This is a genomic window from Allobosea sp. 05T433 (assembly GCF_056396065.1).
Genome location: NZ_JBFTKS010000003.1, coordinates 40,948 through 63,855 on the forward strand (window position 1 = coordinate 40,948; position 22,908 = coordinate 63,855).

General features: G+C 61.9%; 20 protein-coding genes and 1 other RNA gene. 9 read left to right on the forward strand and 12 right to left on the reverse strand.

Annotation, left to right across the window (positions count from 1 at the left end; genetic code table 11):
* Window positions 1-9: 9 nt before the first annotated feature.
* A complete protein-coding gene (locus AC1DGP_RS04445) occupies window positions 10-1,467 on the forward strand; it encodes an aldehyde dehydrogenase family protein (RefSeq protein WP_441508465.1) in 1,458 nt (485 codons plus the stop codon).
* Window positions 1,468-1,488: 21 nt separating this feature from the next.
* Here the strand turns inward: AC1DGP_RS04445 and AC1DGP_RS04450 are convergent, their stop codons facing one another.
* Window positions 1,489-3,417: a hybrid sensor histidine kinase/response regulator gene (locus AC1DGP_RS04450; protein ID WP_476831766.1), complete on the reverse strand. Its 1,929-nt coding sequence runs from the start codon at window positions 3,415-3,417 to the stop codon at window positions 1,489-1,491.
* A 21-nt stretch (window positions 3,418-3,438) separates the two neighbouring features.
* Window positions 3,439-4,203 (reverse strand): Crp/Fnr family transcriptional regulator, encoded by a 765-nt coding sequence (locus AC1DGP_RS04455; protein WP_441508467.1) that lies wholly within the window; start codon window positions 4,201-4,203, stop codon window positions 3,439-3,441.
* Between the two features lie 139 nt (window positions 4,204-4,342).
* On the opposite strand from AC1DGP_RS04455, the gene AC1DGP_RS04460 reads away from it, so the two are divergent.
* Window positions 4,343-5,074, forward strand: a complete 732-nt coding sequence (locus AC1DGP_RS04460; protein WP_441508468.1) for a response regulator — start codon at window positions 4,343-4,345, stop codon at window positions 5,072-5,074.
* 296 nt (window positions 5,075-5,370) lie between these two features.
* Here the strand turns inward: AC1DGP_RS04460 and AC1DGP_RS04465 are convergent, their stop codons facing one another.
* From AC1DGP_RS04465 to AC1DGP_RS04485, 5 genes are all read right to left on the reverse strand, one after another.
* Complete coding sequence (locus AC1DGP_RS04465) at window positions 5,371-6,366, reverse strand: ABC transporter ATP-binding protein (RefSeq protein WP_441505365.1); 996 nt, start codon at window positions 6,364-6,366, stop codon at window positions 5,371-5,373.
* A 460-nt stretch (window positions 6,367-6,826) separates the two neighbouring features.
* Complete coding sequence (locus AC1DGP_RS04470; protein ID WP_441505364.1) at window positions 6,827-7,159, reverse strand: c-type cytochrome; 333 nt, start codon at window positions 7,157-7,159, stop codon at window positions 6,827-6,829.
* 43 nt (window positions 7,160-7,202) lie between these two features.
* Window positions 7,203-7,589, reverse strand: a complete 387-nt coding sequence (locus AC1DGP_RS04475) for a c-type cytochrome (RefSeq protein WP_476831767.1) — start codon at window positions 7,587-7,589, stop codon at window positions 7,203-7,205.
* A 151-nt stretch (window positions 7,590-7,740) separates the two neighbouring features.
* Window positions 7,741-8,193, reverse strand: coding sequence for a baeRF12 domain-containing protein (locus AC1DGP_RS04480; protein ID WP_441505363.1), 453 nt, complete (start codon window positions 8,191-8,193; stop codon window positions 7,741-7,743).
* Between the two features lie 122 nt (window positions 8,194-8,315).
* Complete coding sequence (locus tag AC1DGP_RS04485; protein ID WP_441505362.1) at window positions 8,316-8,717, reverse strand: hypothetical protein; 402 nt, start codon at window positions 8,715-8,717, stop codon at window positions 8,316-8,318.
* Between the two features lie 155 nt (window positions 8,718-8,872).
* Here AC1DGP_RS04485 and AC1DGP_RS04490 point away from each other — a divergent pair, with 155 nt between their 5' ends.
* From AC1DGP_RS04490 to mgtA, 3 genes are all read left to right on the forward strand, one after another.
* The gene (locus tag AC1DGP_RS04490) at window positions 8,873-10,687 is read left to right on the forward strand and encodes a PHA/PHB synthase family protein (RefSeq protein ID WP_476831768.1); all 1,815 of its coding nucleotides are present in this window, start codon (window positions 8,873-8,875) and stop codon (window positions 10,685-10,687) included.
* A 169-nt stretch (window positions 10,688-10,856) separates the two neighbouring features.
* Window positions 10,857-11,069 carry a ChaB family protein gene (locus AC1DGP_RS04495; RefSeq protein WP_441505360.1) on the forward strand — a complete coding sequence of 71 codons (213 nt, stop codon included), beginning with the start codon at window positions 10,857-10,859 and terminating at the stop codon, window positions 11,067-11,069.
* The gene (mgtA, locus tag AC1DGP_RS04500) at window positions 11,054-13,657 is read left to right on the forward strand and encodes a magnesium-translocating P-type ATPase (protein ID WP_441505359.1); all 2,604 of its coding nucleotides are present in this window, start codon (window positions 11,054-11,056) and stop codon (window positions 13,655-13,657) included. The genes AC1DGP_RS04495 and mgtA overlap by 16 nt, the downstream gene beginning before the upstream one ends.
* 106 nt (window positions 13,658-13,763) lie before the next feature.
* Here the strand turns inward: mgtA and AC1DGP_RS04505 are convergent, their stop codons facing one another.
* From AC1DGP_RS04505 to thyA, 5 genes are all read right to left on the reverse strand, one after another.
* Window positions 13,764-14,747 (reverse strand): zinc-dependent alcohol dehydrogenase family protein, encoded by a 984-nt coding sequence (locus tag AC1DGP_RS04505; protein ID WP_476831769.1) that lies wholly within the window; start codon window positions 14,745-14,747, stop codon window positions 13,764-13,766.
* A gap of 22 nt (window positions 14,748-14,769) precedes the next feature.
* Window positions 14,770-15,507 (reverse strand): CBS domain-containing protein, encoded by a 738-nt coding sequence (locus tag AC1DGP_RS04510; RefSeq protein WP_476831770.1) that lies wholly within the window; start codon window positions 15,505-15,507, stop codon window positions 14,770-14,772.
* Window positions 15,508-15,784: 277 nt separating this feature from the next.
* Window positions 15,785-17,380, reverse strand: coding sequence for an MBL fold metallo-hydrolase RNA specificity domain-containing protein (locus AC1DGP_RS04515; RefSeq protein WP_441505356.1), 1,596 nt, complete (start codon window positions 17,378-17,380; stop codon window positions 15,785-15,787).
* 124 nt (window positions 17,381-17,504) lie between these two features.
* Complete coding sequence (locus AC1DGP_RS04520) at window positions 17,505-18,224, reverse strand: universal stress protein (RefSeq protein ID WP_476831771.1); 720 nt, start codon at window positions 18,222-18,224, stop codon at window positions 17,505-17,507.
* A gap of 576 nt (window positions 18,225-18,800) precedes the next feature.
* Entirely contained in the window at window positions 18,801-19,700 is a 900-nt protein-coding gene (gene thyA, locus AC1DGP_RS04525; protein ID WP_441505375.1) for a thymidylate synthase, read from the reverse strand.
* 411 nt (window positions 19,701-20,111) lie between these two features.
* Here thyA and AC1DGP_RS04530 point away from each other — a divergent pair, with 411 nt between their 5' ends.
* The 4 genes from AC1DGP_RS04530 to fumC all read left to right on the forward strand — a co-directional run bounded on the left by AC1DGP_RS04530 (window position 20,112) and on the right by fumC (window position 22,897).
* On the forward strand, window positions 20,112-20,417 hold the full coding sequence (locus AC1DGP_RS04530) for a PepSY domain-containing protein (protein WP_441505354.1): 306 nt from the start codon (window positions 20,112-20,114) through the stop codon (window positions 20,415-20,417).
* 36 nt (window positions 20,418-20,453) lie between these two features.
* Window positions 20,454-20,816: a transfer-messenger RNA gene (gene ssrA / locus AC1DGP_RS04535) on the forward strand.
* Window positions 20,817-20,878: 62 nt separating this feature from the next.
* Window positions 20,879-21,493, forward strand: coding sequence for an SspB family protein (locus tag AC1DGP_RS04540; RefSeq protein ID WP_476831772.1), 615 nt, complete (start codon window positions 20,879-20,881; stop codon window positions 21,491-21,493).
* A gap of 9 nt (window positions 21,494-21,502) precedes the next feature.
* Entirely contained in the window at window positions 21,503-22,897 is a 1,395-nt protein-coding gene (gene fumC, locus AC1DGP_RS04545) for a class II fumarate hydratase (protein ID WP_476831773.1), read from the forward strand.
* Window positions 22,898-22,908: the final 11 nt, after the last annotated feature.

Sequence of the window (22,908 nt, forward strand, 5' to 3'; positions counted from 1 at the left end):
GATATCGTCGTGAAACATCTGCCGAATGCGATGAACTGGATCAACGGGGCCTGGTGCGACAGCGCGAACCGCGTCCCCAGCATCAATCCTGCCACCGGCGGGCTCATCGGGTCCTTCGCGGACGCGACGCAAGCCGATGCGAAGCGCGCCGTTGCTGCCGCTCGAAACGCCTTCCTGCACAGCCCCTGGCGCGATGACCGGAGCTTGCGCGCCCGCGCCCTCAATGTGATCGCCGATCGCTTCGAAGCACGCGCCGAAGAACTGGCGCAGATGCTCGCAACAGAGAATGGCAAGATCCTGCCTGAGGCCCGGTTCGAAGTCTCCACGGTCGCGCCCAAGTTGCGCTACTGCTCAGCCTTGGCGCTCTCCCAGCATGGCCGGGCTCTGGAGGTTCGACCGGGCGCTTATTCCATGGCCTTGCGCGACCCGATCGGCGTCGCCGGACTCATCGTGCCGTGGAACAGCCCGGTCGTCCTGCTGATGCGCTCCCTCGGCCCGGCCCTCGCCGCCGGCACGACGGTCGTCGCCAAAATGCCTGGTCAGACCGCGCAGGTGAATGCTCTCGTCGCGCAGATCCTTTCGGAGATTGCGGAGTTGCCACCTGGCGTCGTGAACATCTTTTCCGAGAGCGGCATTTCCGGCTCGGGATTCCTGGTCGAGTCGCCCGACGTGCCGGTGATCAGTTTCACGGGCAGCACCCGCACGGGCCGGGCGATCGCGGCAGCCGGCGCATCGCGCTTGAAGCGCTTCGGCCTCGAGCTCGGCGGCAAGACGCCGATGATCGTGTTCAACGATGCCGATCTCGCGGCAGCGCTCCCGCAACTCGAGAAGGCCATCACAGTCTTCGCTGGCCAGTTCTGCATGGCCGGAAGCCGGATCCTGGCGGAGCGCGGCATCGCTGACCGTCTGCGGCAGGCCCTTGGCGCGCGGCTGGATCAGGTCAGAGTCGGCCCGGCATCCGATCCGAGGAGCGAAATGGGCCCGTTGATCGACAGGCGAAGCGTGGCCCGCGTCGATGCGATGGTGGAGAAAGCTCTGGCGGAGGGCGCTCAGGCCATCGTCCGCGGCGGCATCCCGCGCGAGCCTGCACTCGCGGCGGGGGCATTCTATCGACCGACACTGCTCGAGGTCTCCGATGCGAATCTGGTGATCGTCCAGGAAGAGGTGTTCGGACCGGTCGCGACCTTCCAGGTTTTCGAAGGCGAAGCGGAGGCCATCGCCCTCGCCAACAACAGCGATTTCGGCTTGGCCGCCAGCGTCTGGAGCCGCGATGTCGATCGGCCTCTCCGTGTCGCGCGCGAACTGCAGGTCGGCACGGTTTGGATCAATGATTGGGCCGCCATCCACGACGAGTTCGAGGAAGGCGGCTTCAAGCAAAGCGGCATCGGCCGACTGAATGGCCTCGCCTCTCTTCACGATTTCCAGGAGACGAAGCACATCGCGCTCAGAGCCGGAGGACTGCGATGAGAACCTGCTATGGCAAGCTGTTCAAATCGGGTCGCTCAGCAACTCCCGTAGCCGGACCGCCAGCTCCCGAGCGGTGTATGGCTTCCTGAGCCAGCTCCCCGCGGCGGCGAATTCTCGCCTTGCGATACTGGGCTCCGCATATCCTGAGGTGAAGAGGACCTTGATTCCGGGCCGGATGCGGCGGGCTCGCTTCGCCAGTTCATCCCCGGCTATGCCGCCAGGCATGATGATATCGGTGAAGAGCAGCCGGATTTCCGGGTGCTGCGAAAGCAGGTGGAGCGCCTCTACCCCGGTATTGGCCTGCAGCACCCTGTACCCTGCGTCCTCCAGCCTGGCGACGACGACATGGCGGACGCGCGCATCGTCCTCCGCCACCAGGATCGTTTCGGTCCCCCCTGGAATCTGGTTGTTATGTCCATCAGGGACTGGTGCTCGCCCAGGGGCACGCACAGGACTTCTCGTGGCTGCCGGCAGATACAACCGAACGCAGGTTCCCTGCCCCAACTCGCTGTAGAGCTGCACATGTCCGCCGGACTGTTTGGCAAAACCGTAGACCATGCTGAGACCAAGACCGCTTCCGGCGCCAACGTCCTTGGTCGTGAAGAACGGCTCGAAGGCGCGTTGCTGTGTTTCGGCCGACATGCCCCTTCCGGTGTCGCTGACGGAAATCAGCACGTAATTTCCTGTCCGCACATCCGGATGAATGCGGCTATAGTCGGCATCGAGCCGAACCGAAGCAACATCGACCGTAAGACGCCCGCCACGCGGCATCGCATCGCGGGCGTTCAAGGTGAGATTGAGCAGAGCGTTTTGCAGCTGCGACCCATCAATCAGAGCGTGGTGCGGCGCCCCCGTCACGACCGTGCGCAACTCTATGGACTCTCCAAGCGTGCGACGCAGGAGAGCTGAGAAGTTGCCGACCAGTTGGCTGACATCCATGAGCTTGGGATTGAGCGGTTGCCGGCGGCCAAAGGCCAGCAACTGTTCCGTCAGCTTGGCGCCGTCATCAGCGGCATCTTGGGCTTCGCGCACCAGATCGTGCAGCCTCCCGCTCTCGATGCGCCTTTCGATCATCTCGAGATTGCCGCTGATGACCGTAAGCAGATTGTTGAAATCGTGCGCGATACCGCCAGTCAAATGACCGACCGCCTCCATCTTGTGAGCCTGGCGCAACTCTTCTTCGATTTTTTGCCGGCTCGTCAGATCTCGGACGAAGCCGGTGAAGATACGGCTGCCATCGGCGACGGCCTCACCGATGGCGAGTTCCATCTGGAATTCGGTTCCATCAGCGCGCAATCCGGTCACCACGCGCCCGAAGCCTATGATGCGCCTTTCGCCGGTCGCCAAGTAGCGCGAGAGATAGCCATCATGCGCCTCCCGGTCCGGTGACGGCATCAGGATCCGGACGTTCGACCCGCAGACCTCATCCGCCGCATATCCGAAGAGCCGTTCGGCAGCGGCGCTGAAGGACAGGATCGTACCGATTTCATCGATGACGACCATCGCCTCCGGCACCGTGTCCAGGATCGAGCGCAGATGAGCGGAGCTGGCGGCGAGTTCGGTTTGCGTGCGCCGCAGATCGCTTACGTCGATGTTCACCTCCACGATCGAATAGCCTGCCCGGCTCTGCGACTTCACCGCGACCCAATGGCTCGCGACAGATATGGCACGCCCATCCCTGTGTCGGTGGGTCAATTCGCCCTTCCAGAGATTATGTTTCTTCAAGTAGGCGCGGATATCTTCGAGCGGCCGCGGGAAGACGGTTCGCAGAAGGTCATGCGCCACGACGCCGACCGCTTCCTCGCGGCTCCAGCCGTACAGATCCGCGCAACCGGATGTCCAGCGGCTGATCACCCCATCAAAGCCATGGACGATAATATTGGCACCATCGAGAATCCGTACGATCTCATCAAGACTGAAGTCACTGGTAACGGTGGACTCCATCGTCATCCCCGCGGATTGCATCAACTCTCAGTGAGGCCAGACCGCGCGCCGCACCGATGTCATGGTCGGCGGACGATCCTCATCATCGTCGCCATCCCCTTCACCAGCAAGCCTTGCCAGCCTTGCCAACTGGCGGATGATGATCGCGCTGCGTCCGCTGGGCGCGATCACGCCGCAGGCGATGAGCTTGCTCATGCTGCGCGATACGGTTTCGATCGTGAGGCCCAGATAATCCGCCATATCCAAGCGCGTCATCGGAACCGCGAGCAACGGCGAAGTCGGCCGACCTCCGGCCCGGCGGCGGGCAATGAGGAGCAGGAAGCTGCTCACGCGCTCTTCGGCGCTCTTGCGAGCAAGCAAGACCATCTGATCCTGGGCCGCAGCCATCTCGTCGCAGAACTGAGCAAACAGCTGCGGGCGAAGCTCGGGGCACCGATTGATCTCGTCCTGGAAACGGGAGCGGGCAAAGCGGCGCAGCTTTGCCGGTGTTATGGCTTCAGCCGTATAGAGATAATGATCCTTGAGCGACACACCCAGAAGATCTCCGGGATAGATGAAGCCGGTAATCACCCTGCGGCCATCGCTCATGATCTTGAAAACGCGCAAGACGCCCTCGACAACTTCGAAGACATGCGTTGCCTCGTCTCCCTCCCAAAAGACCGCAGCTCCAGTCTCGACCTTCTCGATGGGTTGCCGCCTGAACAAGCTCCCCAGGTCAGGAGCTGACACCTGCGCGTCCGGGAAGCTGCCGCGCGGTAAGCCTAAGCACGAAACACTGATGCCCGCTAACATGACACTCCCCTGCATAACCACTCATAGCCGGAGAATTGAGCGCCCTTCAGTGACGACGAAACGATAGGCCAGTTACCGTTGGTATAAAATTGTAACGGATTGTACGCTGGCTCGACGACTGTGATCCGGAAGCTCAGACATGGCCGAACAGCAAGCCCGGAACGAGCATCTTCTTGTCGTCGACGACGATATGCGCATCAGGCAGATGCTGGTCCGCTATTTTGAGGATGAGGGCTATCGCGTCACGGCGGTCGCCAACGGCCAGGGCATGCGCGAGTGCCTTCAGCGAACCTCGATCGACATGATTCTGCTCGATCTCGTCCTGCCCGCCGGCGAGGACGGGCTCGGATTGGCTCGCGAAGTCCGCTCCCACTCCGACGTTCCGATCATCATGCTGACCGGACGGAACGACATCGTCGACCGGGTCGTTGGGCTCGAGATCGGTGCCGACGACTATGTCGCCAAGCCGTTTCATCTTCGCGAGTTACTGGCACGGCTGCGTACGGTCATGCGCCGGCGTCACGCGTCAACAGCACCTGATCACAATGACCATCGCGCAATCGTCAGCTTCGATGGCTGGCGCCTCGATCTCGGACGACGCCAACTCCTTAGGGCGGACGGCTCTGACATCGTTCTCACGACCGGAGAGTTTGACATGCTGGCTGCGCTGTCAAAACACCCCGGACGCGTATTCTCCCGAGAAGTACTGATGGACATCACACACGGGCGGAGGCTGGAAGCTTTCGATCGAACGATCGACGCCCAAATTTCACGCCTGCGCAAGAAAATCGAGCAGGACCCGACGAGGCCGACGCTCATCAAGACGGTGCGAGGGGTCGGCTACGTCTTTACCGGAAAACCATCGCCCTGAAATCATCTACACTTATTTACTGGTAATAAATTCCGTCATTTCTGGAGAGCAAGGCCGGATACGATCAGGCTGATCAATATATTAGCCTGATCGACCTGCCCGCTCGATATTCGTACGATCCCATTAGGCAAACTGCATGGCAAACACCTAGGCAAGCATCTTAGCCCTGGCGGATCGATGTATCGAGAACTATCGCCAGCTCGCGATTCATGAGCCCCGCTCGCGGCCGCGCACCCGCTCTCGCGCGGGATCGCTCGATCCAGCGAGATGCGCGCACGCGCCCGCCGCGTCACGTTTCATCGACTGCTCGCGAAATCCTCCTCCGTGTCGAGGCGCGCGAACCCATTGACGATCAGATCGTATTTCACCACTGAAACTGCCAGGTTCCGTGCCCAATCGACCACGTCATTCCAGGGATCGACCACCCTTCCCGTCGCAGAAAGAAAGGTAATGACCGTCGCGATCTCCGTCTGACCGCGGACGACAAGCACGCCACCCAAGCCCAATATTAGAATTCCGCCTACGCTATAACTCAGATTCATCAGAAAATTCATTGAGAACTTCAAAGCGAATATTCCCATACTAATATCAAATACGATATTTAAATCGTCGTCATTCTGATTATCTCTGCCATATTTGCTGACAGTCAAAATATCAGATCCAATTTTTCGCAATAAAACTATTCTACCAGCAACTCTTGGATTGATTGCCCTCTGAATCAATGGAACAATAACGATTTGCGGCGCGAGAATTGCTGCACTCACCAGCGCCATTCGCGGCTCCAGTATCAAAAGGTAGCTGAAGACGCTGATCAAGAACCCAATCTCCACGATCGGGATACTGATGCTGGACCCGACGAAAGCGCCAACATCGTCACTTTCCGCCATAATCATTGACAGACCGACGGCATCGTTACCGTCTTGTCGTGACTTGGCCGAGCGCGTTGCAAGGCGAGTGTCGATCGCAACGCGCAGGGCCCGGGTCGCACTTTCCCCAATCCAAGCTCGATAGAGATTCATGAGGAGCTTGAGCAGCCCAAAACTGAGTATGATCACGGCTTGTGCGGTCACAAGCAGGAGAATGTCCCTGACCGCCCCTCCTTTGACCGCCGTATCGATCACCCTTCTTTGAATTTCGATTGGCGCGGCATTCAAGAGGAATACAGCGACAGAAATGACGGAAACCCATAATTGATGCCATCCGCTGATGCGAAAGACAAAATGAAAGAGAGACTTCGGCAGCGGTTCCGAGCCAGACAAATTTAGAGAAGTAGATGAAGGCTGGCTGAACATATGATTATTATTCGAACGAGACTGTTCGTTTGCGCCCAACCGCGACCACGCTCCGGCATCGTGGCATAAACAGCAAACTCTTTGGTATTCGGAGTGAGAATGCCCCGACGTTCGGCTGGAGAGCCCGTCGTGCGCGACCGGTTGAGCCCAAGTCGATGAGATGGGCGCCCCAATGGGCACGCTGCCGCCTGCTGGGAGAAGTGGCCAATGGAATTGGGGTCACGGCAAGTGATCCAGCCTCCTTACCGGGCCAAGCCTTCATCTCGTAGGCCGATCGTCGCATGGATGGGCGAATGGTTGGACCCAGATCGTTCATCAGGATACGCTCCACGCCAGGCTGATCATCATCGTTAGCTCAGCAGCCGACAGTTCCGTTGACCTGGATCAACTCCGCAGCGCCGGTCTGATCCTAAGGGCTGCGGCCCCCTGCGTCTGACATTGCGCTGAAACGAGGGCGGACTCAGCGCGATCTGAGGCTCAGGAGATAGGAGATGATGTCGTCGATTTCGGAGCGGCTGAATTGGTAGCGCGGCATTTGACCGTGAGGCGTCTGGAGAAACACCCGGAGCGAGAGCTCGGTCTGCTGGCTCGTATCGGCTATCGCCCCGAAATCTGGAGGCGTGCGGGCCCGATCTCGGTCCTCCCCGGTGATGCGATGGCATGCAGCGCACCATGTCGAGGCCAGATTGCGGCCAGCGGCAGCATCGCCGATACTCTGCGCAGCCGTCACATCGATCCCGATCATGGTCACCACCAGACCGAGGAACGAGGCGATCCTGAGAGGCTTGTCCATTTCCATCCTCCTGCGCAGCAGCCTGGCTCGCACACGCCTGGCCTTACCGGAACTCTGGCCTCCACTTTCGCGAAATCCGCCGGATATAGGCGACAAGCCCGTCGGTTTCGCTTTCGGTGAGACGAAACTCCGGCATTCCCGGGTGACGCACCACGGTTCCGTCAATCAAGACGGGAGCGGGATTGCCGCCGGGGTAACGTTCGGCGATGAGCGGAAAGCGTGGCGACCTGGGGTTGGGACTTTGACCTGTGCGCCCGACAGCATGACATCCACTGCAGATACGCTGAGCGACTTTCTTGCCCAAGTCCGCACTCTGGGCATTCTCAGGGCGTTGCGCATCCGCCGGCATCGCGTTCACGGCACTCGCCATAATACCAAGGCATGCGCCAAAGAGGAGCAAAATCGCAGAATGAGAGGGCTGTCGCTTCATGGTTTCAGCCTATCGGCCCTATCGCAGCTCGCATTGACACAGATCACGCTCTCTATCCGGCTCTCGCGATCCCCGGGCCGGCCTTCGCCCAGGGCCCGGAACTAAAGCCAGACACGGTGAAAATCACCTCCGGCGGAGGGCAATCAGCCGTTCACCTCAAAAGATGGCGCTCGATCTCGCCGACAGGCAGATTCGTCAGGTCCTTGACGATTTCCGCCACGACAAGAGCCTGCACGGCCGGAAGCAGCTGGCGACGCAGTTCACCCAGCACCTTGGGCGGCGCAATCAGGATGATGCGCTTGACACGGTCGACGCCGCTTCGTCGAGACAGAAAGAGTGCAACCTCGCCAACAAACGAGACCTCGGCAGCTGCGTGGCGGCTATTTGCTTCAACCGCGCTGCGCCCCTCGCCGAGAGACTGATGGACCCGACCTGGACGATCCGTCCCAAGCTCGCGATCGGGGGCGGACGGCCGTTCCATCGTGTGAAGGACCTGCAGCCGCAATCGGTCGACATCGCCATCATTTCGCAGGATGAGCGCCTTGGCGCCGTCGCACACGACAAGCCAGCTATCGCGTTGAACAAGGGGGAGACTGCTGGACATGGCTTGCCTCCTCCAGGCGCGACTGAGGCGCTACTGAGTTTCTCGGCCACGAACGGACAGGGTCCTGCGCTCGACGCCAAGAATGCATCAGGAATCCTTTCGGCGCCACAGCCGTATGCTGTCTATGCCGCGAGCTTACCTGCCCGGCCCGCTTCTTCGACAGCCTCAGTTGCGGTCGCGGTGACGACGGCCATTTCCTTGCGCATGATCGTCGCCAGTTGGTCGAACTCGGTGGAGTAGTCGCTCGCGATGCCCTGGCTGAACTTCCGGTGCGCCTCGACCGCTTCGCCAATTTCCTGGCAGTGACTGAGGGCATTGCACAATTCGGCCTGCGCCTTCATGCGCCGCCCCATAAAGGAAAGCCATTCTGCCCCCACAGTCAGATTTGCCTCCAATATGGCCTGGGGTACGGAAAGGGCGGTCGCGAATTGCGCCTGCATCGTTTTGCCCATCCCCTCCGGGAAGCCAAACGACGGGAAACCCAGTTTGTCGGGGCTGCTGGCGCGGTTCGTTGAAGCTACCATGTCTCGCCTCCTCTGAAGGCAGCGCACCAAGCGCTGCCTGGGTATCGATCATCAAGAACAATCCGGCGAGGGTCGCCTTGATGCAGGTCAACCACCGAACGGATTGCGACTGATAGTTTGTGTTTCGCGCGTGCGCTGGTGACGGGAGTTCGAACATGAATGTCGAATCCACCCTCTTCACTGATCCGAACACCACTCCTCATTTGACCAATGCGCCGCCCCTCCCGCCGGAGGCTCCACCACAACAGGACAGGCTTGGTCCCGAAGAGCCGTTGGATCGTTTCCTGCACGCCGGCATCGGCCGGATGGCCGCAGGTTTCTCGCCTATGGGCCTCGCAGAGGCCTGGTTCGATTGGGCCGTTCACCTATCGGTTTCGCCCGCCCGAATGGCCGAGATCGCCATCACCGGACTGTCGGAGGCCAGTCGCTTGGCCGAGCTGAATGTCCAGATGTTGACCAAGGGGGGCGAATGCTCGCCTTGCGAGCATTCGTTGCCTCAGGACAAGCGGTTCCGTCACCCAAGCTGGCGACAATGGCCGTTCGCGCTCTTCGCGGAATCCCTGCTCGCCTGCGAGAGAACACTCGATGAGGCAAGCCGCCACATTCATGGTTCGACTGAGCACCACATGGCACTGTTGCGCTTCGTGGGCCGGCAGGCCCTCGATCTCGTTGCTCCCTCCAATTTTCCGATGACCAATCCAGAGGTCCTGGATGCGACGCTGAAGAGCGGCGGGAGCAATCTCGTACGCGGTGCAAGCTTCGCGCTCGAGGATCTGCAGCGGCTTCTCGCCAGACAGCCACCGGTTGGCGCAGAGGCCTTCGTTCCCGGTCACACGCTCGCGATCACTCCCGGGCGGGTCGTCCATCGGACGCCGCTGGCCGAGATCATCCAGTATGCCCCTGCGACCCCGGCGGTGCATGCGGAGCCCGTCGTGATCATCCCCGCCTGGATCATGAAGTACTACATTCTCGATCTGCGCCCACAGAATTCGCTCGTGAAACATCTCGTCGACGCGGGCTTCAAGGTGTTCATGGTCTCATTGAAGAATCCGAGCGCGGCCGATCGCGACGTCGGCCTCGACGACTATCGGGTTCAGGGTGTGCTTCCTGCCTTCGCCACGGCGCTGGCCATCACTGGCGCCAGACGGGCCCATGCCGTCGGCTACTGTATCGGAGGCACATTGCTGGGTCTCGCGGCCGCCGCGATGGCGCGTGACTACGACGACCGAATTGAGACCCTGACATTCCTGGCTGCGCAGACCGATTTTCGCCAGGCTGGCGAGTTGAGCCTCTTCGTCGACGAGAGCCAGCTGGCGATCCTCGACGACATGATGTCGGAGCAAGGCATCCTCGAAGCCTCGCGCATGGCGAGTACATTTCATCTGCTGCGCTCCAACGACCTGATCTGGTCTCGGATGATCCGTCACTATCTTCTCGGCCAGCGAGAGCCCATGGGCGATGTCGCAGCCTGGTCCACCGATGCGACACGGATGCCGTCCCGCATGCACAGCGAGTATCTGCGCTCGCTTTACCTCAACAACGACCTGGCGGAAGGACGCCTCCTGGTTGACGGACACCCGGTGTCCTTACGCGATATCAGTCGCCCGATCTTCGCCGTCGGTACCGAATGGGACCATGTCGCGCCCTGGCGCTCTGTCTTCAAGCTGCACATGCTGACGGATGCTGAAGTGACCTTCGCCCTTACGAATGGCGGCCACAATCAGGGCATCGTGTCCCCGCCTAGCAGGGCAGATCGCCATGTCCGGATCGCGACGGCGAAGATGCATGAACGGCATCAGGGACCAGAGCATTGGCTTCAGGCGGCGGAATACCATGAGGGTTCTTGGTGGCCTCACTGGTTTGCTTGGCTCGCCCTCCACTCAAGCAGCCAGACGTCGCGACCGCAGAGCGTCGCCACGCCCGGGGACGAGGCACTGGGCCCCGCGCCGGGGCTCTATGTGCACGGTTAAGCCCGCTGATCGAACGCTTCCCGGCGCGTTCGTGGAAAGGACGCCACCTCGCGCAAGGGATCGAAATGCGGGCCACATAGGCGCAGCTCGCGAGAACCGAACGTGCAGGGCCGCATTCGCGATCAATGCACCGTCCCAGCTCCGGATCCGACTGACGGGAGATCGCCTCATGCCTTATGCAAGGCTCGAAGACCTTCCCGCTTCTGTTCGGGCGCATTTGCCTGCCCACGCTCAGGAAATCTACCGCGCCGCTTTCAACAGCGCCTGGGAAGGCTACGCAGACCGGAGCGCTGAGGAGCACGAGGAAATCGCTCACCGCATTGCCTGGGCGGCCGTGAAGCACAGCTACCGCAAGGAGGGCGAGCAATGGATCGTGCGCTGAGCCTCGCGAAAGAGGCGCCCACGCGGTCGGGACCAGCCAATGGAGTGCCCGCCTTCTGGTCGGGCGACAATGACGAGATCTTGCGAGTACTCGATGTGCGGCCGGAGGGGATGACCTCCGAGGAGGCGCGCGCGCGAATGGGCCGCTATGGCCCGAATCTGGCTGTCACTGGCGTGCGCCGCAGTCTCGTGGGCAAGCTAGGCAAGCGACTTTGTGAACCCCTTATCGCCATCCTGCTCATTGCAGCCACGATCTCGGGCGCCACGGGAGACTGGCAGAGCTTCCTCATTATCCTGATCATTGTCCTGTTTTCCATCGGGCTCGACATTGCCCAGGAACACAAGGCCGAGACCACCATTGAGGCGTTGAGGCGCTCGGTCGCGGTGACGGCGTCGGTACGTCGCGATGGCAGGCTTCAGGAACTCGCCGTCAAGGAAATCGTACCGGGCGACGTGCTCGAACTCCGTGCCGGCGAACTCGTGCCCGCGGATGGCGTCGTGCTTTCCGCGAATGGCGCACTCGCCAACGAAGCACTCCTGACCGGCGAACCCTATCCCGTGGAAAAGCATCCGGGACCTTCCTCAGGGGCTTCGCTCTCCGACGCCTTCAACGCCCTGTTCGGCGGAACCAGTATCGTCGGCGGGGAGGCAGTCATGCTCGTGGTCGCGACTGGCGGTGCCACCTGCTTCGGCGCGATATCCAGCTCCGTCCAGGCGAAGGAGCCCCCGACCGCGTTCGAGCGTGGCGTGCATGCGCTCGGCATGTTGATCCTGCGGCTCACCGGGTTCCTGGTCCTCTTCGTGCTCCTAACGCAGCTTGTTCATCACGGCCTGTCGCTCGAGAGCTTCCTGTTCGCCGTTGCACTTGCAGTAGGCCTCACCCCCGAACTGCTGCCGATGGTCATGACGGTCACCCTCGCGCGCGGAGCGGTGCGGATGGCCACGAGCCAGGTCGTGGTGAAACGGTTGTCCGCCATCCACGATCTCGGCGCAATGGACGTCCTGTGCACCGACAAGACCGGCACCTTGACCGAGGCGAAAATCGTGCACGTCGCCAGCTTTGGGGCAGACGGCATGGAAAGCACACGCGCGGCACAGTTGGTGCGCCTGAACAGCCGTTTTGCCAGCGGCATGCGCAGCAATCTCGATGACGCGATCCTGGCCGGAGCGCCGACAGGTTTCGATGGCGGCTGGGCGCATGTCGACGATCTGCCTTTCGATTTCGAGCGGCGGCGAGCATCGGTCCTCATTTCGCACGGCACCGCCTCTGAGTTGATCACCAAGGGCGCACCAGAAGCGATGCTCGCCCTGTGCACGCAGATCGAGGCATCCGACGGGATCGTGACGCCGCTTGATGAGACCGAGCGGGTCAAAATCGCGACGCTGCTGGACGAGAGGGGGCGACAGGGCTTCCGTCTGCTAGGGATCGCCAGACGCGACATGCCCGCCAGCTGCCATCATGCAGAACTCACCGATGAAGCCGGGCTCACCTTTGTCGGTTGCGCCGCCTTCCTCGATCCTCCCAAGGCATCCGCGACGGAGGCTGTAGCCCAGCTCATCAAGGCGGGCGTCCGCGTCAAGATCATCTCTGGCGATGCCGCACCGGTCGTCGAGCACCTCGTCGAGACACTGGGCCTGCCGACCCGCGGCCTCATGACGGGAGAGGAGATTTCCGGCCTGTCCGAGATTTCCCTGGCTTCCCGAGCCGAAGGAGCCGACCTCTTCGTTCGCGTCTCACCCGACCAGAAGAGTCGGATCGTGCGCGCCTTGCGTCGGCATGGTCATACCGTCGGCTTCATCGGTGACGGTATCAATGACGCGCCCGCCATCCATGCGGCCGATGTCGGTCTATCGGTTGAAGGCGGGACCGATGTCGCTCGCCAGGCAGCCGACATCATTCTGCTGGCGCCGGATCTCGGCGTGCTGGCCGGGGGACTGGCAGAGGGCCGGCGCACCTATGCCAACATCATGAAATATGTCCGTATGGGAACGAGTTCGAACTTCGGCAACATGCTGTCGATGGCGCTTGCGTCGCTGGTGCTGCCTTTCCTGCCGCTGGCACCGCTCCAGATCCTTCTGAACAACCTGATCTACGATCTATCCGAGATCGGAATCCCCTTCGACAGGGCCGACGAGGAAACACTCGCCGCGCCGCAGGTTTGGGACATGAAATCGGTCCTGCGTTTCACGCTCATCATGGGACCGCTCTCATCGCTGTTCGACATCGCAACATTTGCCATGCTGATTTGGGTCTTCGCTGCGGACATCGCGATGTTCAGGACAGCCTGGTTCGTTGAATCGATTGCGACGCAGATCCTGGTGATCTTCATCATCAGGACCTCACGACCACTCTGGCGAAGCAGTCCTCATCCTGTTCTCATAGCAACGTCGCTTGGCGCCCTCGCGATTGCGCTCGCCCTGTCTCTGAGCCCGCTTGGCAGCTATTTCGGATTTGTCGCGCTGCCTCTGCCCATCCTCGCCGCCGTTGCCGGGCTTACTCTCGTTTACCTTGCCGCAGCCGAAGGGCTGAAGTCCCTCGCCATGGAGAACCGCCGCGGCAAGCCTGGCCGGCGCCGGTCGCCCCTCTAATGCATTGCGTAGAATACCAGAAACCGACCTTTGCTTGAGCGATGCTCGCAGTTGAGAGGATCGACCGCGCCCTTCGTATCCGGACGTTCCAGCCCATGTGACAGGGTCAGGGAACCAGTACTGCGGCGCCCTGGAGCCGTCCCGCCCGAAGGTCGGCAAGAGCCACATTCGCMCCGTCGAGTGGATAGGCCGTTGTCGTCGTCCTCACATCGGCCTGCTGAGCGATGGCGAGAAACTCCGTCGCGTCCTGCCGCGTCAGATTGGCAACCGAAACCAGTTGCCGCTCTTCCCAAAGAATCTTGTAGGGAAACTGCGGAATGTCGCTCATGTGGATACCGGCGCAGACAACCCGGCCGCCCTTGCGCACCGATCGCAGCGCGCCCGGCACCAGATCGCCGATCGGAGCGAAGATGATCGCCGCATCCAGTTGCTCGGGTGGCGCCGAGCCGGAACTCCCTGCCCACCGCGCCCCCAGCGAAAGCGCAAGCGTCGGCGCCGCCTCGTCACCGTTGCGCGTGAAGGCATAGACGTCGCGCCCCTGCCAGCAGCATAGCTGCACCAGGATGTGGGCAGCAGCGCCGAAGCCATAGAAGCCGATCCTGCGTCCCTCCCCGGCAATCCGAAGCGAGCGCCAACCGATCAGCCCGGCGCACATCAGCGGTGCGGTGGCGACCGGATCGTCGAATCCATTGAGTGGAAAGGCGAATGCCGAATCCGCCACGACATGGGTCGCGAAGCCGCCATCGCGAGTGTGCCCGGTAAATGTCGGCGCGTCGCAGAGGTTTTCGCGCCCCGAAGCACAATAGGGACAATGGCCGCAGGTGTGCCCCAACCAGGGGATCCCGACCCGCGTTCCAACGGCTGGTGTTGTAACGCCCGCGCCGACCGTCTCCACGATACCGACGATCTCGTGCCCCGGAACGATCGGCAGCCTCTGAGGGGTGAGTTCGCCATCGACGATATGCAGGTCGGTACGGCAGACGGCGCAGGCTTCGATCCGCACCCCGATCTCGCCGGGACCTGGCAGCGGGTCTGGCCGCTCCTCGAGAAACAGGGGCTGGCCGATCCTATGCAGCACCATGGCTCTCATCCGCCCAGATCCCTGGCAGCTGTCACCGGGCTTTCGAGATCTCATTTGGCGAGATCTCCTCTGGCAGGACCACGACCCCTGACATCGGCTCGACCCAGGCGAGTTGATCTGACACCGATTTGACGCCGGCGACGTTTTCAGCAGCGACGTGCGCTGCGCGTCGCTCGCGTTCGTCGAAGATCGTCCCGGTCAGTTCGACAGCGCCCTTATCGACATGGACGCGGATGAGCCCGCCCCCACCCCAACTCTGCCCGGAAAGCTCCGCCTGGATGGCAGCTCGGATCTGCTCGTCGTCCGTCGCCTGCGTATCGCCTGGCGACAGCGCGCGGGCCATCGGGCGCAAGAGATCCGATCGAGCGACGATACCCACGATCTTGCCGTTGTCCACGACGGGAAGGCGCTTGATGCTGCGTCGACTCATCATCTCGACGACCTCGTCGAGCGTAGCCCCCTTGGATATGGTGACGGCTCCATTCGTCATGACCTCTTCGACCTTCCGGCCATGGGCATGGACGTATTCATCGGACACCTTTCCGGGGCTGACGAGAAATTCGAGCCACCAGGATCGTTTGCGCTCGGTCCCGAGTTCACTCCGGCGCAGGAAATCGCCTTCGCTCACTATCCCGACCAGCGTCCCGTCGCCCTCGACGACGGGCAGGCCACTGATCCTGTGAGCCAACATGAGCCGGGCAGCCTCAGCGACCGATGTCGAGGGCCGGATGCTGATAACCGGCGTTGTCATCACCGCTTCGACGAACATGGGAATCTCCTGTCGAGCGCCGCTTCCAGGCTGTTGACCAAGCGCCCCGAGACCGTTGTCGCGCGCGACCGCGACCACGATCCAATCTATAAAATGATTGGCCATCGAAGTTCAGTATGAAACATGGCCTGCCGTCCCGCCTTGATCCGAATCAAGAGCCGTTCGGCGCAAAGCCCCCATGGCGCTGGGTGTGTTTCACCGCTGCGGGGAGAAAAGGCCCTTCGCCGTGTCCTTTCAAGGCGTCCCTGAGATCGACCGTCGCGGCATTTGGCGACACCTATTCTTCGCCTGCAAGTGCTCTTCGCAAACGCCGGATCATCACGCCGCGCGAACGCTCGTCTGCGGCCTTGTCCATAGCCTCGTCGATATCGAGCAGGAGGCGCGAGCGCTCGTTGTGCCAGTCAAGCCGACCAATTTGATCCGGAGAGATGCGCCGCGGGAGGCCGATCGCAACAGGTTCTGCGCCGTTAGCAGTCAGTTCGTAGGTATCATCGAGCAGGGGTGACAAAATCTGCTCGGGCCGGAGCGACCTGCTCAACCGCATCCGCATGGCAGCTATGGCCGGTTCCTCCCCATGAACCAGAAAAAGGTTCAGTCGGAGCGGCAAACGTTCGCGAACCCAGGCCTCCAGTTCCGAACCGTCGGCATGGCCGGAATACATGTCGAGCGAGCGGATGCGCGCCCGCACGTCGATATCCTCGCCCTGAATGCGAACGCGCCTCGCTCCATCCTGAAGGATCCGCCCGAGCGTGCCTTGTGCCTGAAACCCGACGAACAGGACGGTTGCGTCTTCGCGCCAGAGCCAGTTCTTCAGCCGGTGGCGAATCCGCCCAGCCTCGCACATGCCGCTGGCTGCAATGATGACATGAAACCCTTGCCGCAGGTCAAGAGCCTTGCTCTGCTCAACGGTCTCGGTGAACCGTACGTTGCCGCCCTGAAGTGCGGCAACAAGCTCGTCACCGTGCTCCAATTCGCTTGCGTGCTGTTGAAAGGCGCCGCTCGCCTTGGTGGCGAGAGGAGAGTCGACATAGATGGGAGTAGGCGGGATCTCGCCATCCTTCATCAGGCCGACCAGATCGACGAGAAGCTCCTGCGTCCGCTCGACCGCAAAGGACGGAACGAGAAGTACGCCATTGCGACGCGCGGCTGCTCTCACCTCATCTCGCAACAGCAGGCGTCGACCGCCCGAGTTCGTCTCGATGCGGTCGCGGTCGCCATAGGTTGACTCGCAGACGAGGTAATCGAAATCCCGCGGCGCCTCCGGATTGGGCTGCAACAGCTTGTTCTGGGGGCCGATGTCGCCTGAAAACAGGATGCGCATGCGGGTATCGCCCCCCAGCTCCTCGAGCTCGACCTCGACTGACGCGGAACCAAGCAGGTGGCCCGCATTCCAAAACCGCGCGCGCACTCCGGGCGCAACCAGCGCCCACTCGTGATACGTCACAGCCTTGAACTGTATGAGACTGCGCTCAGCATCCTCCGCGGTGTAAATGGGGTCTACCTCGCGATCACGGCCCCGACGCGCATTGCGCCGATTGAGCTGCCTGACCTCATTTTCCTGAATGTGACCGGAATCCCGCAGCATGATGGCGCAGAGGTCGATGCTCGCCGCGGTGGCAAGGATAGGCCCTGCGAAGCCACCCTTGACGAGCTTCGGGATGAGCCCGCTGTGGTCGATATGTGCATGAGTCAACAGAACAGCATCGATCGCTGACTCCCGGAATGGAAATGCGCGGTAGTTCAGTTCCTTTTCGGTCTTTGCCCCCTGGAACATACCGCAGTCGACCAGCACGCGCGCTCCCAGTGTCTCCAGCAGGAAACATGAGCCGGTCACGGACTGCGCAGCACCGAAGAAGCTGAGTCGTATGGGCATCGCTGCCGCTCCTGAACGAACCCCAAGTTGAAACACCTCGGTCGCGTGCTGCAATCTGCGGGCGCAGCCAGTCCAAGTGGCCCGCGGGACATCGCGACGCATCCCTGCGCCGGAGTTCCCGGCCTCAATGGGACATCATGCAACATGTCGGCGCGGCCTTGAGCAGATCGTTTGTCACACCGCCCAAAATCCATTCGCGCATGCGGCTATGCCCATATGCCCCGGAAACGATGAGATCGGCCCCTTCTTGCCGGGCGAGTTCGGTGATCTGGTCGACTGGATCGCCGAGACCGTCCTGCCGCAGCACGGGACGCGCCGAGACATGGTGCTCGGACAGGTAGTGGCAGACGTCCTCCACCCCCTGCTCGCCAGCGTCCGCGCCAACGGAAACGACTTTCACCGCCTCGGCCTGCCTGAGGAGCGGCAGGGCGTCCCAGATGGCGCGCCGGGCTTCCCTTGTGCCCTTCCAGGCGACCACAATCCGCTTGGCTGAAAGAAACTCGAACCGGGGTGGCACGAGAAGAACGGGGCGCCCAAGATCCATGATGAGTTCTTCAGGCCCAACCGCCATGCCGCTATCGCTCACGTCGCCGGGAGCACGTCGGCCCAGCACCACGAGGTCGGCGGCACGTGACTGCGCCAGGATGAAGCCACGAGGCTGGCAGACCGTCGAACGCCATTCGATCCTGCTCGTCGTCCCCGCGGCCCGGCGAAAAACCTTCTCGGCCTCGATAAGGTTCTCCGCTGCCGCCCTCTTGGCATTCTCGACCAGTATGGGGTCCATTGCGACCGCCCCGTCGCCATAGTACGGGAGGACAAAATCTTCAGCGGCGATGCCGATCAATCGGCTCGAAAACCGGTGGGCGAGCGATGCGGCGAGCCCAATGAGCCCTTCTGCGTCTGGGCCGGGATAAACCAGAGCCATGATGCTGACATAGCTAATGCTGCTGGGTTTCGCCCTTGCCGGTGACATGCGGCTATCTCCTGCAGATCGTATCTTGGCCTGGGGCAGGCTCCCGCGCCGATGAATTGGGGGGATCCATGCTAGCCAGCACTGCAGCGCAGTTGGAATGGATCGAGCCTACGAGGCGTCTCCTGGAATGCTCCAGCAGGCAAAGCCGGGGGCTGCCGCCTATCTCGCACTTGCTAGAAGTGAGACGATTGCGACCAAGGATGCGTCGGTTCCTTCGAAGCATATCCGTGCCTCTTGGATGCCATTGAGAGCGCAGTCTTGCAGATGCTGACGCCAGCCCAATTGATCTAACGCAAGAATATCCTGCGCCTGATGCGCAACCCGCATCAATTCTCGTCGGACAACCTCATTTCAGCGCTCGACCGACGTCGACGGCGCGGCCCGAACTCCCCGGAGAGGTCGCGGTCACTGCTCCTGAAAAACTCAGCTGGGCTAGAACGATCGAGCTCAGACCGCCACGTCGGCCTTGATCGCCGCGTGAGGCGCGTAGCTTTCGACGTCAAAATCGTCGATGCGGTACTCGTCTATCGTCGCCGCCCGTCGGGTGAGCCGCATCGTGGGAAATGGCCGGGGCTCACGCGAAACCTGCTCCCGGGCCTGCCCCAGGTGATTAAGGTAGAGATGGACGTCCCCACCCACCCAGATCAGTTCGCCAGGACGGAGGTCCGCCTGCTGGGCCAGCATGAGTTGCAGTGCAGCGGCGCCGACAAAGTTGAACGGAGCTCCGAGGAGCAGATCAACCGACCTCTGGAACAAGAGGCAGTTCAGCCGCCCATCCGAGGTCACGTGGTACTGATACACCATGTGGCAAGGCGGAAGCGCCATCGCACCGAGTTCCGGCACGTTCCATCCATGGAAGAGCATTCGGCGGCTCGTTGGATTCGTCCGCAGCGCCTCGACCAGTGCCGCGATCTGATCATGCTCGCGGCCGTCGGCGCCCAGCCAGCGGCGCCATTGCTTGCCATAGACAGGGCCAAGTTCGCCCCAGCGAGCAGCAAAGGCGTCGTCCTCGACAACACGCTGCTCGAACGCGTCCTGCGAGATGGTCTCGCCTGTCTCACGGCGATAATGCGCAAGCGGCCAGTCGGTCCAGATTCGGACGTTCTCGCGAAGCAGAGGTTGGATATTGGTGCCCCCGGTCAAGAACCAGAGCATCTCCTTGACCGCGGTTTTCCAATAGACGCGTTTCGTCGTGAGGATAGGCGCACTGCCATCCGACAAATCGAATCGCACCATGGCGCCAAAAAGCGAGCGAGTGCCTACACCAGTACGGTCCAACCGCTCGTCTCCGCGCTCCAGGACGTCGGAAAGCAGGTCGAGATACTGGAATTCTGGATGCCTTCTGATCACTAGCCGCCTCCGCGAAGAGTCCGGGAGCTCTTGCCACTCCCAGGCTCGTTGGCCCTGAACATGTGTGTTAGCGGCACGATCCGTGCGTGCAACATATATACTGACAGGCTTCGAGGTCACCAGGCATCGGCAGGTTTGCCGCCGTGCAGCATACACAGGCAGCGGCCTCACTCGCCGGCCCCGTTCCAATGCACCGCCGCCTCCAAACGGTGGTGCGAACCTCCCCACTGGGCCTTCTCCGGCATCGCACATCCTGGAGACGGTATCGCATCGTCTGGAGCCATCGCATTGCAGTGCACACATGCGCTCACGGCAATGCGATAAGCCGCAAGGAAGCGCCTCAGACCAGCCGAAACAAAGCCATGATTGAGCCGCTCCCTGCCTCTGTTCAGGCTAGGGAGAACCAAAATGTCGATTCGCAGCGCAATGTGGCTCCTGCCGGTCGCCGTCCTGCTCTCCTTCCCTGCCGTGGCCGCCAACACCATGCCGTCCCCCGCTCCGAGCACCCGTGAAATCTCGATTACGGAAGCCCGCGAGATCGCTATCGATCACGGCATGGTCTGGATCGAGGATATCGAGCGCCATGGCGGTCGCTGGGAGCTCGGCGGGGTCGACAGTAACGGCGCCGAGATCGCGATCGATGTCAGCGTCAGTAACGGCAAGGTCCTCAGGATCATCCGGGATGAGCCAAATCTCGATATTCCGTCCCGGTGAGAGCCGGCGAAATTGCTTCGGATGGAGTGACGATGCTCTCTTTCCCCGCGCGCTCCGAGTCCCTATATTCGGTTTGCCACTCGCAAGAGCGGCTATGGCGATAAACGAACGTCGAAATAAGCCTTTCGGACCCGGGGGCGGTACCCGGCGCCTCCACCAGAGCCCGTGCGCGATTCGCGAGACGGGCTCCGGCGGGGGCGAAATAGGATCGACGAGGGTGTAAAGGTCGTTCTTTTGCTCGGCATGGTTCCGCCGTTATCGGGCCATTGCATAGTTGCCAACGACAACAATGCTCGGGTTGCTGTCGCCGCGTAAGCGGTGCTGGTTCCCAAACCAAAGCCCTTGCGCTTAGCCGCGTAAGGCGGGGCTCGGAGGCGCCTGGCAACAGAAGCCTCCACTTTTTTATGCGAGGGCCGGCGACTTTCTGCCTTGCTCGGAAGCGGACACGGATAGTCGATACGATGGTACAGGATATTCTTCGCTACGATCTCATGGTGCAGGACGCGCTGAAGGGTGTCGTACGGAAGATCCTGGCCGAGGCGAGCCGCGATGGCCTGCCGGGTGAGCACCATTTCTACATCACGTTCCGCACGACGGCCCCTGGCGTGCGCCTCTCGCAGCGACTGCGCGAAAAGCACCCGGACGAGATGACGGTCGTGCTCCAGCATCAGTTCTGGGACCTCAACGTCAGCGACCACGCCTTCGAGGTCGGTCTCTCGTTCTCCGGCGTGCCCGAAAGGCTGCTGGTGCCCTTCGATTCGATCACCACCTTCTTCGATCCCTCGGTCCAGTTCGGCCTGAAGTTCGAAACCCAGGAGGCTCCTGAAGAAGCCTCGGCGAGTGATCAGACCGCGGGAGCCGGAAAGGCACCACGCGGAGCCGGGTCCGAGCCCAGCGTAGCCGCCCCAACGCCGCTTGCGCTCCCGGTAAAGCCACAATCCGCAAGTGCCACTGCGAAGAACAAGGCAGCCACCGACGACGAAGCGGACCCGGCGAAGGCCGACGCGGTCGCGGATGGTGACGAAGGCGGCGGCGCGCAGGTCGTCAGTCTCGATTCCTTCCGCAAGAAGACCTGATCAGAGCCTATGCCGGACACCCGCACAGAGACTGACTCCTTCGGCCCCATCGCCGTTCCTGCAGATCGCTACTGGGGTGCTCAGACCCAGCGCTCGCTCGAGAATTTCCGCATTGGCGGACCGAGCGAACGCATGCCGCTCCCGCTGATCCATGCTCTCGTGCTGGTCAAGAAGGCTGCCGCGCACGTCAATGCGCGGCTGGGGTTGATCGACCAGCGTGTCGCCGGCGCCATCGGCCAGGCGGCGGATGAAGCATTGGGCGGTCGCTTCGACGACCACTTCCCGCTTGTCGTCTGGCAGACCGGCTCCGGCACCCAGACCAACATGAACGTCAACGAGGTCCTCTCCAACCGCGCCAACGAGATCCTCGGCGCCGGCCTCGGCGCGAAGAGCCCGGTTCATCCCAACGATCAGGTCAACCGTGGCCAGTCGTCGAATGACAGCTTCCCGACCGCGATGCATATTGCCGCGGCGCTCGAGATTTCGCGCCTGCTGCTTCCGTCCCTGCGCAAGCTCGAACAGGCACTGCAGGACAAGGCACAGCGCTTCGCTTCGCTGATCAAGATCGGCCGGACGCATCTCCAGGACGCGACGCCCGTCACGCTCGGCCAGGAATTCTCGGGCTACGCCACGCAGATCCATCTTGGCATCGGGCGGATCGAGGCCTCGCTCGGCGGGCTGCATGCGCTGGCCCAAGGCGGCACGGCGGTCGGCACCGGCCTGAACACCCATCGCGACTTCGCCGCCTTCTTTGCCAAGGAAATGGCGGGGCTCACCGGCCTGCCCTTCCGCCCCGCCGCCAATGCGTTCGAGGCGTTGGCGAGCCATGGCGCGCTCACCGCCGCCCATGGCGCGCTCGCCGCGCTTGCCATGGATCTGTTCAAGATCGCCAATGACATCCGCCTGATGGGCTCGGGCCCACGCTCGGGTCTCGGCGAGATCAGCCTGCCCGAGAACGAGCCCGGTTCCTCGATCATGCCCGGCAAGGTCAATCCGACCCAGGCCGAAGCCTTGACCATGGTGGCCACACAGGTTCACGGCAACCAGGCGACAATCGGCTTCGCCGCGAGCCAGGGCCATCTCGAACTGAACGTCTTCAAGCCGGTGATCGCTGCCGCCTTCCTGCAATCGGTCAGGCTGCTCGCCGATGCCGCAGACAGCTTCCGCGTGCACTGCATTGAAGGGATCGTCGCCAATGAGGACCGGCTCGCCGAGTTGCTGTCCCGCTCGCTGATGCTGGTCACAGCACTTGCACCGGCCATCGGCTACGACAAGGCTGCCAACATCGCCAAGGCCGCCCATCACAATGGCACGACCCTGCGCGAGGAAGCCTTGAGGGCCGGTGTCGACGCCGAGTTGTTCGACAGCACGGTGCGGCCCGAGCGCATGCTCGGCCCGTCCTGAACAAGGCCGGG